11 protein-coding genes are annotated in these 12,127 nt (G+C 44.0%); 4 read left to right on the top strand and 7 right to left on the bottom strand.

The genetic code is table 11. The features are described 5' to 3' along the window. On the bottom strand, positions 1-1,415 hold a 1,415-nt coding region (locus ACTF5U_RS10355; RefSeq protein WP_438971555.1), incomplete at its 3' end, for a retention module-containing protein. A gap of 349 nt (positions 1,416-1,764) precedes the next feature. Between ACTF5U_RS10355 and ACTF5U_RS10350 the strand changes: the two genes are divergently transcribed. Further along, positions 1,765-4,089, top strand: a complete 2,325-nt coding sequence (locus ACTF5U_RS10350; protein WP_438971554.1) for a methyl-accepting chemotaxis protein — start codon at positions 1,765-1,767, stop codon at positions 4,087-4,089. An 80-nt stretch (positions 4,090-4,169) separates the two neighbouring features. Here the strand turns inward: ACTF5U_RS10350 and ACTF5U_RS10345 are convergent, their stop codons facing one another. The 4 genes from ACTF5U_RS10345 to ACTF5U_RS10330 form a co-directional block, all read right to left on the bottom strand. Next, positions 4,170-4,544, bottom strand: coding sequence for an HD-GYP domain-containing protein (locus tag ACTF5U_RS10345; RefSeq protein WP_438971553.1), 375 nt, complete (start codon positions 4,542-4,544; stop codon positions 4,170-4,172). Between the two features lie 4 nt (positions 4,545-4,548). Then, positions 4,549-4,695 (bottom strand): HD domain-containing protein, encoded by a 147-nt coding sequence (locus tag ACTF5U_RS10340; protein WP_438971552.1) that lies wholly within the window; start codon positions 4,693-4,695, stop codon positions 4,549-4,551. A 180-nt stretch (positions 4,696-4,875) separates the two neighbouring features. After that, positions 4,876-5,037 carry a hypothetical protein gene (locus ACTF5U_RS10335; protein WP_438971551.1) on the bottom strand — a complete coding sequence of 54 codons (162 nt, stop codon included), beginning with the start codon at positions 5,035-5,037 and terminating at the stop codon, positions 4,876-4,878. Between the two features lie 14 nt (positions 5,038-5,051). Next, entirely contained in the window at positions 5,052-5,474 is a 423-nt protein-coding gene (locus ACTF5U_RS10330; RefSeq protein WP_438971550.1) for a response regulator, read from the bottom strand. Positions 5,475-5,894: 420 nt separating this feature from the next. Here ACTF5U_RS10330 and ACTF5U_RS10325 point away from each other — a divergent pair, with 420 nt between their 5' ends. The 3 genes from ACTF5U_RS10325 to ACTF5U_RS10315 all read left to right on the top strand — a co-directional run bounded on the left by ACTF5U_RS10325 (position 5,895) and on the right by ACTF5U_RS10315 (position 10,265). Beyond that, positions 5,895-7,106: a diguanylate phosphodiesterase gene (locus tag ACTF5U_RS10325; RefSeq protein WP_438971549.1), complete on the top strand. Its 1,212-nt coding sequence runs from the start codon at positions 5,895-5,897 to the stop codon at positions 7,104-7,106. Positions 7,107-7,645: 539 nt separating this feature from the next. Then, a complete protein-coding gene (locus ACTF5U_RS10320) occupies positions 7,646-8,068 on the top strand; it encodes a MarR family winged helix-turn-helix transcriptional regulator (protein WP_438971548.1) in 423 nt (140 codons plus the stop codon). Positions 8,069-8,996: 928 nt separating this feature from the next. Continuing rightward, positions 8,997-10,265 (top strand): O-antigen ligase family protein, encoded by a 1,269-nt coding sequence (locus ACTF5U_RS10315; protein ID WP_438971547.1) that lies wholly within the window; start codon positions 8,997-8,999, stop codon positions 10,263-10,265. Here ACTF5U_RS10315 and ACTF5U_RS10310 read toward each other — a convergent pair. Both ACTF5U_RS10310 and ACTF5U_RS10305 read right to left on the bottom strand, forming a co-directional pair. Then, positions 10,232-11,134: a glycosyltransferase family 9 protein gene (locus tag ACTF5U_RS10310; protein WP_438971546.1), complete on the bottom strand. Its 903-nt coding sequence runs from the start codon at positions 11,132-11,134 to the stop codon at positions 10,232-10,234. The two genes, ACTF5U_RS10315 and ACTF5U_RS10310, sit on opposite strands and share 34 nt — an antisense overlap. Then, positions 11,131-12,126, bottom strand: coding sequence for a glycosyltransferase (locus ACTF5U_RS10305; RefSeq protein ID WP_438971545.1), 996 nt, complete (start codon positions 12,124-12,126; stop codon positions 11,131-11,133). Before ACTF5U_RS10305 ends, ACTF5U_RS10310 begins: the two co-directional genes overlap by 4 nt. Position 12,127: the final 1 nt, after the last annotated feature.

Genomic DNA, 12,127 nt, shown 5'->3' with positions numbered 1-12,127 from the left:
GCAAAGCTCGCACTGTCTGTGTCGCCACCTTCAGTCGCAATATCTGCATCGTCGGTTTGCAGGCTGATCCCCGTCAGGTCAACACTGCCCACGTTCACACTCGGACCATCATCCAGAATTGTGATTGATAAAGGCACAGGGTTGCTAGTATTGCCGGAGCTGTCAGTCGCTATAAGCGTGAACTCAAAAGTGAGAGGTTCATTGCTGTTGCCTGTATCAGGGTGATCAAAGGCACTTTTTTGAGTGAATTGGTAGCGACCATCTGCATTCACAGTCATTGACCAACTGCCATCATCAGCGCTGATTGAGCTGGTTCCATCGCCAGTCACATCGCCTGACCAAGTGCCGCCAGACAGAGTAAGTGAAATTGTACCTGTGTCACCGGGGCCGTAGTCAGGTTCTAATTCACCTGAAATACTCGCTAAAGACACTGTTTCATCTGCGAGTTGCTTGTCACCGGAAAGCAGAACATCATCGTCGACAATCGTCACTGTGGCTGTATTATCTGCCGATAGTACTGCCCCTTCAACACTGGTGAGAATAATTGAGAAAGTTTCATTAGCCTCAGGAATAGCATCTTCGACAATATTTAATGTGACGGTGAAACCAATATTTCCGACTGGAATTGTTACTGTGCCGACTATGTCACCATCGGTATAATCATCTGGGATAAGCGCTGTTCCCGGATCAACCCTGTAGCTGATTGTAACCGGCTCTTCTACTGGTTCGGACAGGCTTATAAAAAAGGTGACCGGATGTGTACCATCTTCTGAGGTGAGTTCATTGATGTTTATGCTATTCACACCAACAGGGAGAACTGTACCCGCTGGAATGAATACGTCGACCGGGTCATTGGGCAGCGGATCACCTTCAACACTCACCCCCACCCCGACAGATACGGACAAAGAGGGAGAAAGAACTTCCGGAACTGGCTCATTGAGAACAATTAGGTCCTCTTCTGGTTGATCAAATGTCGAGCTAACACCGACAGTCTCGAACCCTGCATTTACTTCTGCTGTGGGGTTGAGATAGTCAACAAAGACAGCATCGTGACCTTCATTACCAGTTTGTGTTCCAGCACCAGCAGCAGTTGCCTCAAGCTCTAGTGTAGGATCGTCACCGGAAAGCAAGGCTTGCTGGATAGCGGCAACATCATCTAAAACAGACTCTTGCTCTGATTCTGCTGCTTCTGCCAGGTCAAAGACAAGGCTGTCGAGCATGGCCTGAGATTCACGGCCCAGATCCATAACGCTGCCATCAAGGAACTCAATTTCAACAGCAGCACCATTGGCTGTCGAAATGACTTCATTCGCAAAGACCTTATCGCCCGCCTGAAGCGTTCTGGTTGTTCCATCTGGTGCGGTCGCGTTTACAACCCCAGTAATGAGTTTTACAAAACCGATTTCGTTAGCCATCTTTGTCATCCTTTTTTAGAATTAGAGCCTGAAGTTTTTCCCGATAAATCTGGAACCAGCACTTCATACTGCCAATTATTTATCACTTTTTCTCCACTTACTATTGTACTAAGGTACTAATTTGCTATTCATTTGCAAATTTATTTTAGTAAATCAGGCATTGCACCCATCGATAACAGACAACCTGCACACAGGACTTTATGCTGTTATCACAGCAGTTCCCAGAATTGAGATTGCATTTTACTAGGCAGAATTAGCAGTTATTTATTAACTTGGCAACGACTGTGATTAAAGTTTTACATGATTGTGTCGCTTAACAAATTAATGAAGGAAAAATGGATCCTAATAAATGAACATCAAGCAAAAAATACTTGTGGCAGGCCTGTTAATTTCATTGCTCCCACTGGTTATCGCTTTATCACTAAATTTGTATTTTGTTACAACGGAGTCCAATCAAGCATTGGATAAAGTCACCAAGCAACGGCTCTTTACTTTGAGGGATGTCAAGAAGCAGCAAATAGAGAACTATTTTCAAACCATTCAGAACCAACTAACTAACTTGGCCGAATCTCCACTCACCTCGCAGGCAATATCAGAGCTAACGGATGCATTCTCTATTTACACTGCTGAAACCGGGATTTACGACCGCGTTGGAGTGAAAACACGTCTTTCGCGATTCTACGAAACTGAATTTAATCAGCGTTATTTAGAAAAAAATGGGGTCCCTGCAGACACAGACAAATTGACAGAAAACATTGATGCCAATGGTGTAGCCCTACAATATGCTTTTATTGCAGATAACCAGGAAAAACTGGGACAAAAAGACAAGCTCACATCGTTGAGTGACAACACAGCCTATAGTATCGCCCATCAGCGCTACCATCCGTACTTTCGCGACTTGCAGCAAAAATTCGGCTTTTATGACGTTTTCCTGGTCGATAAAAATGGCTTCGTGGTCTATAGCGTTTTCAAGGAGATCGATTTCGCTACCAACCTGAAATACGGGCCGCACAAAAGCTCAAGCCTTAGCAAGGCATTCACTCAGGCGATGTCACTTGGTCTCAGCCAAGACAGGCAGGCAAGCACTGTAACAGACTTCTCACCCTACCTCCCTTCTTATGAAGATGCCGCTGGCTTTATTGCTGCTCCCGTTTCGAGCGATGGGCGACTGCTAGGGGCTCTGATTTTTCAGATGCCAATCGATAAAATCAACTCACTGATGACATTTGGAAATGCCTGGTCAGAAGTCGGCCTTGGTCACACTGGTGAAACCTATCTGGTCGGACCAGACAGTACCCTACGAAGTGAAAGCCGCTTCGTGGTTGAGAATTTGCCGAGCTATCTTGATCAAGCGCTTAACCTTTCAGAATCTGACAGACTTATGGCGGAGCTGAAAGACACAGCTGTCGGTATACAAAAGATTAAGTCTGCCTCTGCTCAATTGGCAGCAGAAGGTGAAAGTGGCTACACCTACACAACTAACTATCTCAACAAACGTGTCATATCTGCTTATACCCCACTCTCGATTAAGGGACTTGAATGGATACTCATTGCAGATATTGGAATGGCTGAAGCTTTCATGCCTTCCTCACAACTTAATCGTGTGATGTGGTTAACCGGTCTGGCTCTCCTACTCGGGTTTATGCTGATCAGCATAGGAGCCTCCTTAAAGTTCTCTAATAGGCTGGCTCTGCCGGCAATCAAAATGTCCTCATTTCTTGAGGACACGACCCAGAGTCTCGACTTGACAAAACGTATTGACATCGACACCAAAGATGAGATTGGCAAGTCCGCTGATAACTTTAACCAATTCCTTGACAAGCTGCACTCCGCGATAAAGATGGTAAATAAAGAATGCCATAACATTCTGCTTTCCACTGATGAGACAACTACCGTCAGCAAAAAAGCAGACACTGCCGCTGAAAAACAACAAGAACAAACTTCGCTGATTGCTTCAGCCATAAATGAGATGACTGCGACCATCAGTGATGTTTCTGCTAACATGAATAATTCGAACCTGCTTACGGAGAAAGCTTCAGATCAAACTAATCATGGGCTAGCCTTGATGCACAACACATTAGACATCATTCACGACCTGCAGCAACAAATATCAGAAACGGCACAAACCATTTCCTTGGTTGATGAGAGCACAAAACAGATTGCCGAAGTGTTATCTGTCATCAATACAATCACTGAGCAAACCAACCTGCTCGCACTCAACGCCTCCATTGAAGCAGCCCACGCTGGAGAATACGGTCGAGGATTTTCTGTCGTTGCCAATGAGGTGCGTTCCCTATCAGTCAAAACAGCAGAATCAACAGCGCAAATTTCAGAAGTGATTCATCGCTTACAAACAAGCTCTAGGCAGGCGGTCAAATCAATGGATTTGAGCACAAGAAAATCAGAAGAAACCATGGAAAAAGCAACCGCTACCGGGGCATCACTGCAGACAATTGATAATCTGATTTCAGAGATTAAGGATATGAGTAATCAGATAGCGACGGCTGCAGAGCAGCAAAGCGCTGTTAGTGTTGAAATTGATCACAACATTACCGTGATTGATGATATGGCATCAGAAACCTCTTTAGCCGCTAAAGAAGTTACCTCGGTGAGCTCAAGTCTCAAGCTCACGACAAAAACACTGATAAAAAATATCAGTGTTTTTAAAACTTAGCTGTTACAGAAGCTTACTGGATGACTCATTAAATATTTACCGAGGACTCAGTCAGTATCTCTATATTCCAATCAAATGCATTATTTGTCGGGATCAGCATGTTGAGCAGCAATTTGTCTAAAACTCTCATGAATTTGAAGAAAAATATCGACCAATACTGGATCGAAATGCTTTCCTCTGCCCTCGGTTATTATTTCAACCGCTTTCTCATGGCTAGATGGTGGCTTGCATACTCGTCTTGAAATCAAGGCGACGTAAACATCTGCCTGCGCCATCAGTCTGGCCGCGAGAGGAATCTGCTGACCGGAAAGCCCAGCTGGGTAACCTGAGCCATGCCATTTTTCCTGGTGTGATAGTGCAATATCCTTGGCATGCTTGAGAAAGTCGAGTTCTACCCCCAGCGCGTGCTCAGCCCTGACAATAGCCTCATAGCCAAGTGTAGTGTGAGTTTTCATAATCTCAAACTCTCAAGGGGGGTAATTTATCTGGTTTACAAAGGATGCTGTCTGGAATGCCGACTTTACCAATGTCATGCAAGGGAGCGGACAAATAGAGTAGATCAATATCAAGTTTATCAAAAACTCTGAACTGTAATCCTTGTGACACCTCAATGTCAGAGCTTGAATAGCGACCGATTCACTAGACTCATCAGCCGTTTATGAAATCACTTTTCAAACTCTACCGGCGAAAACTGCTTATTAAAACTATGCTATCGTTTGTTGTCTGGACTTGGTTGAAGTAAACCGGCTTAAATCCAGTGCCATGCTCATCCTCTGAAACGTCTGATCATTTACTGAGCTTGTGTGACTGGTTCACCAGATTTTCCGCGTTGTGACTGGACTGGTTGGAGCTGCCAGCTACAGACTCAGCATCAGTACTAATCCAGACAATATTTTTGTTAATATCCTCACTGACTGCACTTTGCTCTTTAACGGCTGTTGCAATCATCGTGGCGAGGTCATTTAGTTCCTGTTTTTGAAACGCGATTCGGCGTCATGAATCAACTGGAGTTTGTGCTTTTCTCTTAGCTTATTATCTAGTGCTCGCTCTAAAACTGCATCGAGAATCGCTTTCTCAATGGTCTTTCTAAGAAAATACTTAGCTCCTTTCTTTATGGATTGGATAAAGTATTCTGAAGGCTCGTCAGCAGTAATAAAAATAATGAGCTCTTCTTCATTTGCTTGAAGTTGGTCGAAAACATCAAAACCACTCAAATCTGGCAAGTGAGTATCGAGCAAAGTGACATCTGCCTTATGAGAATGAAATTTCTGAATACCCTCTCTTCCATCTACAGCATGAAATACATCGCTATAGCCACTGACAAACTCGGTCAGCAGGTGTGATGTGTGCTCATCGTCCTCGATTATTAGTATCTTTCTCCTCATGTTTTAACTATACGCCATGAAATGCTGGCTCACCAACGCAGGTCAAAGTTTACTTAAGCACTTCATATGGCGGTTCGATTTGGATATGTGAAAAAACTCTTGGTCGGTTAGAAAGTTGATTTAAACTGGTGTGATACTGACGTAATATCAGGTTTAAGATCTGACTGAGTAGCCACCGTTGCGTTTCATTTATTTGATACATTAATACACATTAATTTGACATTCTTGTGTTATTCTACAATTATCGATATCATTTTTTTGGAATTCACATTTTCATTTTGCCCCAAAAGGATTAGGTCTTGACCCTCGCGCGCGAGGGTCTTTTTTAAGCAAATTCGTTGATACATCTTGTCGGCCCAGGCTGAAAAACAACCTAACCCTGCGGATGTTGACTTCGAAGGCAAATAGGTACCACATCGGATGCAGTTATACCAGCTAATCTACAAGAGCACTGCGACCCGTCCTTTTAGTGAGCATGAGCTGTCTCAACTCTTAAAATGCTGTCAATACAACAATGCGCAAGTCAATGTCACCGGTGTGCTACTGTATGATGGCACACATTTTCTGCAGGTCCTGGAAGGCCGCTTCAGTGTCCTGAACAAGCTGATTGGCAAAATTGAGTCTGATCAGCGCCATGCCAGCATAGTCACTCTGATTAAAGAACCTATCGTCAAGCGCGAGTATGTCAATTGGTCAATGGAACTCATCAAAAAAAAGGGCTTTGCTCTTACAAAGATCGAACATACTTTTGAAGAAATGCACGAACGAATAAACGGCCAGCGACAACAGCTCGAAATTGAAACACGCTCTATGTTAATTGCCAATGCATTCAGGGACGGCGACTGGTCTGGCTCAGACGGACTCACTGAATCTGTTATCCCTTTTGAGGGCGGACGATACCTGCATCAGAGACTGGCTCCCACTTTTGAGGTAGAGCAAAAATTTGCCTTTCAGCCGATTATCGATGTCATGCAGCGTGAGGTCATATGGGTTGAGGCCCTGATTAGAGGTCCTGATGGCGAATCTCCAATGTCAATTTTTGATGGACTTGATGATAGCAGTCTTCACAAACTCGATGCCCAATCAAAGCTCGATGCACTGAAAGCATTTCGACAGTTTGATACCGACAGTGGTCTGAGCCTGAACCTCCTTCCTGGCACACTACTGGAGTATCCAGACGTAGTTGAAGAACTGGCACAACTTGCCGATGAGTTCAAGATTGAACGCAGCAATATCATTATCGAGCTCACCGAACAGGAAGCCATCGAAAACCTAGAGCACATTAGCAAGATTGCCAATGAAATCAAAGCACATGGCTTTCTCTTGGCCATTGATGATTTTGGTAGTGGTTATGCTGGCCTTTCCATCCTGGTTGAACTGCAACCGCACATAATCAAAATAGACCGGGGCATTGTGCATGGCGCGTCACAAAGTGGACCGCGAGAGGCTATTATTGACTCTATTATCTATTGCGCTAAGCGTCTTGGTATCAGCATCATCGCAGAGGGTGTGGAAACCAAAGAAGATCTCAACTGGTTGTTTGCTGCCGGTATTAAACGTTTTCAGGGCTTTCTATTGGCAAAACCTGCCTTCATGGCGTTGCCATCTATACAAGGACCAAAAAAATGGTAGATAAACAAACCATATTCAACACGCCTCGCTCAATACTTCATCACTTACTAAAAGTAAATAGAGGACAGCCTCACAGTTGACTAACAGATTACTTTGCACACCCTCAGCAAAGCAGAGTCTTTTTGTTTTTATAGCGACCTAAATTGATGGTGCTAGCAATGAATCCTCAATGCTGCAAGAGAAGAGATCAATCATTCGTATAGCATACATAGCATGTCAGCCATTCATATGTCTGCGCTATTCCGACTTAGGGGTTCACAGAGGATCATTGATGATGGCATTCACGCATATACCCCTCAATTAAAGGTGATCCTTGATCTATCAGTTGCTTTTTTAAGACCCTGAAGCGGAAGCGACCAGCAATAAAGCTTGCAAAAAATCAATCGGGGTAAATATCACCCGCAATGGTTGACAAGTTGAGAGACTTGTGAAGCAAAGATTCAGTTGAATAATAAATAATTTAAGAATTTTTATGTGTAATAAATGTTCACAACCCCAGCACAGCGAGTTTGCAAATAAGTAGATTTAAAAGCCAAGGAATGGATAAGCGGCTGTGCTTGTCACTCTACAAAGCTGTTAATGAAATTAGGCGTTTTTATAGCGCGCTTCTTGACCAGTATCACCTTACATATACGCAGTACCTTGTTTTATCAGTGCTCTGGGAAAGAGAGCATATCCCTCTTAAAGAAGTGATGACTAGGTTAAAACTAGATTCAGGTACCCTTTCACCGCTTATTAAACGCCTTCAGAATGCAGGACTCGTTATCAAGTCTCGTTGCGCTAAAGACGAGCGAGTTGTTTTACTCACACTAACAGATAAGGCAAGACAGCTCCACCCCTTGCTAACTATGGTAGAACAGCGAGTTACAAATCAGAGTGCTTTAACATCTACCGAATATTATAAGCTCATCGAAATGCTTGAAACAGTTGCTAATAGCTTGAGTTCAGAAATAACTAAGTAGGTCGCTACTCAGAATCATGGTGAAGAAGTAAGCCATAAGCTGTTATCCCGTTTAGGCTTTAAAACCATCATTTGTGCTGTCAACCATGCATACTTTCGCATTTTCACTTATCGACCAACTATCACTGCTCCAGTTGCAGGCATGGGAGCATGATGCCCACTAAGGAAATTCATCGAACATTCTCGACCTTACGACTAACTCTCATTGTTATAATAAAAGCCATTTGATTTCGCAGCAATACGAAGTTACTAGAGCATGAGGACATACCCATACTGGCTTGAGTAGGGCTAGTTAAGTTCAATCTAAACGTGTAATTTTTGTGACTTGATTAAGCCGGGCAAGTCATGATTTATACTTACTGAGACTGTATTTACTCTGAAAAGCAACCCTAACTCATTGTTTTTATTAAGTGTAAAATTTTGATATGCGACTTAAAATCCCTCGACTTTGCGGTCGTGCCGGTTCGATTCCGGCCCTGGGCACCATTAGGAATATGAAAAGCCTCAATGCTGAAAAGCGTCGGGGCTTTTTTGTTGGGTGGAATTCTGGTTACGACGACTCATAATACCAGGGCTCAGATTCAACTCCTGATGGGCCCACCACTAAAATTAGGCAGTTAGCCGGCTTTCAACTAGTCGCTTTTTTATGCCTGATGGCTTTCTTGGATCAGTTTGGATGTTGTCTAAAACACCCGGAACAGTCCCTGAATAGCTGATTTCTATATAGCAGAATTGTGACAATTCAATATTTAAGGAAAAGCATCCGTTAAATTGTGTAAATCCACTTTTAGTCTTCGGAATATCATATCCATGATGTGATTCGGGTTCGGGTTCGGGTTCGGGTTCGATGAAGGGTAAAACCCGTTCATGAAACTGTCGTAAAAATGCGTTAACTTGAAAAATTATTATGCATATGCTGAATGACTTTGATGAAAACTGATAGCACTAGCAGCTGGCTTCAATATCCACAATCAGTTATGCCATGGTTATTACCGGCATTATTGTTATTTTCCCGAGTGATTGCAGACATTACGGTGCTGCTGACTGGTATTTTGTTTCTGATTTGGTCATTTCAACAGCAAAACTGGCAGTGGACCAAGCAGTCTTGGTTTCGATTTAGTTTGTTATTTTGGGCATATTTACTGTTGTTAAATGTGCCGTTCAGTGTTGACTCAGCGGATAGCCTGCTCTATGCGATAACGTTTATGCGCTGGCCGTTATTTGCTGCAGCTTTATGTTACTGGCTTTTGCTGGGCCGGGATCAGCAAAAACATTTTCTTATCGCGCTGTTGTTAACATCACTATTTATTGGCCTTGATACCGGCTGGCAATATATCACCGGTGTTGACTGGTTTGGCATTCAGGCCGCACCAGAAAATCGCCTGACCGGACCATTTCGTAATCCGGTGGTCGGCATCATGATGGTGAGGGTGGAATTTATCTTATTGTTTGCGGTTACATTATTTGCTTGCTTGCAATCAGTTGCTCGGCAAACCCTGTATATCGCCGCTATTTTAATAGCTTTTTTATTGCTCATTTTTACCACTGGCGAGCGCATGGCGTTTATTTTGTGTCTTACAGCGAGTTTGCTGGTGTTGTTTGGTTTAGCGCTGCAATATCCGCTTAACCGTAGGCTGATCATGCTGGGTGGTTTGTCGTTGGCAATATTGCTCCTCGCCTTGTCAATGTGGCTGCCGGAGACTGCCCAACGGATGATATTCAGCAGCATTGATAAATTACAAAATTTTCGCGAATCAGATTATGGTCAAGTGTTTCGCGGGGCAATTGAAGTCTGGCAGCATTATCCATGGTTGGGCAGCGGCCTACACAGTTACAAGTCGGTCTGTAATGAATTGGGCGTATTAACAAATTTCCCGATGGCTTGCAGTCATCCGCATAATCTTTATTTACAAATTGGCGCTGAAACTGGACTGGTTGGTGTGGGGTTGTTCAGCCTATTGGTATCAAGTATTTTTCATCAGGCATTGGTTCCGCTCTGGCAGGGAAAAAGCTGGCTGTTAATGACAATCAGTGCAACGATTTTATTACTCAGCTTCTGGCCATTAATTGGCGGCATAAGTATTTTGAATAATTGGGTGGCAGCGCTAGTTTGGCTGGGCGTTGGCTGGGCGCTGCTGATGGCTAACTACCAACAGACGATAAATCAAACGACGATGACGCCACGCTCACTTAAATAATCGATAACAGTATCGACGCGAAGCGTTGATAAGTCACTGCTGCTAAAAGGTTTAAACTGTTCGCGGGTAATTTCGGCTCGTTGCGGGCAACTTTGTGGCCCAAAAATCGCCATGCCGGCCTGACCAATGTGTGCTGCCAAATGGCTGGGACCAGAGTCATTGCCAATAACAAAACATGCCTGCTTAATGACGCCGGCCAGTTGAAACCAACTCAGATCCGTTAAAACGGTGCCAGAAAATTGTGGTGCTAACGAACCTTCATCCGGACCAAGAATGGTCAGCACATTTTTGCCTTTTGCCGTTAACGTCTCTGCAAGTTGTGGATAAAACGGCCAGCGTTTTTCAGAACGTCTGGCCGAACATCCAGGCAAGAGTAAAATAAAGCCGGGTTTAATTTTCTGCGTAATCAGCCAGTTGTGCATATCCTCAGCCATCCAGGTTAAATCAGCCTGCCGGGCATATTCAGCGGGGATACCCGCCTGTTCTAATAAGTCAATCAGCCCCTGTAAACCACTGACAGAAGCCGTTTTTGCAGTGCGTTGCAACCAAGGTAATTTCGGCAATAACAGCATACGATAGAGTCGACTGCGCTGAGAGTTTTGTAAATCAATGACCTGATTAATGTCGGCGTTAATTAAGGTTTTTCTGAGCCCCAGAAACGCTTGAATATGCCATAAAGGCAGGCGATTATCGCTGATCACTGAATCAATGTACGGATTGCGTTGCATCAGCGATTTATAAGCTGGAGCGGTCAGTAAAGTGATTCGGGCATGATGATAGAAAGTTCGAATATCGCGCAGTACACCGTCTGCCTGTAACAAATCGCCGAAAGCACCATGTTTTATCAAAAGAATATGTGTTTCGCTCATGCTGATATCAGTTTTTCATACACCGAAAGTGTTTGCTGTGTCATGGCTGTTAAAGTCATTTGTTGCCTAGCAAATTCATAGGGCTTTTGCATTAATGCTGACCAAGCATCCCGTTCCGCTAACAGGGTTTGCAAACGTTCTTGCAACGCCAACGGATTGTCGATAGGAACAATTAATCCATCAGGTAATACTTCATTGGCCACTGGTACATTGGTTGCTAACACCGGACAGTGAGATAGCAGTGCTTCGTTGAGCACGTAGGAAAAGCCTTCCCGCCGAGAAGCTATAATCAGCCCATCAGCTTGTTGCATTAGCTGAAAAACATCCTGACGCGTACCCAATAATTGGATATTCGCGGCTGTGGCATTATTGTCAATCAGTGACTGCAATTTGGTTTTATCCGGACCGTCACCAGCGATCAACAAAGTCACTGGGAGATCAGCAACGGCCTTTATCAGTACATCAAAGCCTTTCGCTTTGACTAACCTACCCACTGCTAGGAGTGTTGCAGGTGTATGATTTTTGCTGGCAAGAAGGGCTGATGATGGTAACTCAGTACCGTTATAAACAACCGTTACTTTATCGGCAGCAAATGGAAGTGCAAGTTGTTTGCTGACGGTAATGACTTGATCAAAATGCTTGAAAGCTTTTAGTTGGCGTTTGATGTTATGCAGTGTTGCAACCCGCCGGCCGGAATAAATAGGCCGCAACGTGTTGAGCATTATCGCCGCTTTATTGGCCTGCGCATGAGTAATATCATACTGGCCAATACGTAAAGCACGACCAAGTCTCCACAACAATCGCGGATCATGACGGCTCAAATGACATGGTATGGCAATAGTTTTGATCTGTGATGGCAAAGTGTTATTAAACAATGGATCGGCAATGACGGTTATGTCATGGCCGCGCTCATGAATCGCAATACTAAGTTCACGAACATGTTTTTCCAGACCGCCGTTGCCTTGACTGGAAAGTACCTGGGCAATTTTCATG

This window comes from Methylophaga sp. (assembly GCF_965655755.1).
Classification (GTDB): Bacteria; Pseudomonadota; Gammaproteobacteria; order Nitrosococcales; family Methylophagaceae; genus Methylophaga.
Note: the sequence above shows the minus strand (reverse complement) of the source record. Positions and strands in the feature narration are given on the sequence as shown.

Coding starts and splice junctions, on each gene's coding strand:
- ACTF5U_RS10310 (WP_438971546.1), bottom strand. CDS start 11,134: ATGAGCGAAACACATATTCTTTTGATAAAACATGGTGCTTTCGGCGAT.
- ACTF5U_RS10335 (WP_438971551.1), bottom strand. CDS start 5,037: ATGATTGCAACAGCCGTTAAAGAGCAAAGTGCAGTCAGTGAGGATATT.
- ACTF5U_RS10320 (WP_438971548.1), top strand. CDS start 7,646: ATGGATAAGCGGCTGTGCTTGTCACTCTACAAAGCTGTTAATGAAATT.
- ACTF5U_RS10350 (WP_438971554.1), top strand. CDS start 1,765: ATGAACATCAAGCAAAAAATACTTGTGGCAGGCCTGTTAATTTCATTG.
- ACTF5U_RS10325 (WP_438971549.1), top strand. CDS start 5,895: ATGCAGTTATACCAGCTAATCTACAAGAGCACTGCGACCCGTCCTTTT.
- ACTF5U_RS10345 (WP_438971553.1), bottom strand. CDS start 4,544: ATGAAAACTCACACTACACTTGGCTATGAGGCTATTGTCAGGGCTGAG.
- ACTF5U_RS10305 (WP_438971545.1), bottom strand. CDS start 12,126: ATGAAAATTGCCCAGGTACTTTCCAGTCAAGGCAACGGCGGTCTGGAA.
- ACTF5U_RS10330 (WP_438971550.1), bottom strand. CDS start 5,474: ATGAGGAGAAAGATACTAATAATCGAGGACGATGAGCACACATCACAC.
- ACTF5U_RS10315 (WP_438971547.1), top strand. CDS start 8,997: ATGAAAACTGATAGCACTAGCAGCTGGCTTCAATATCCACAATCAGTT.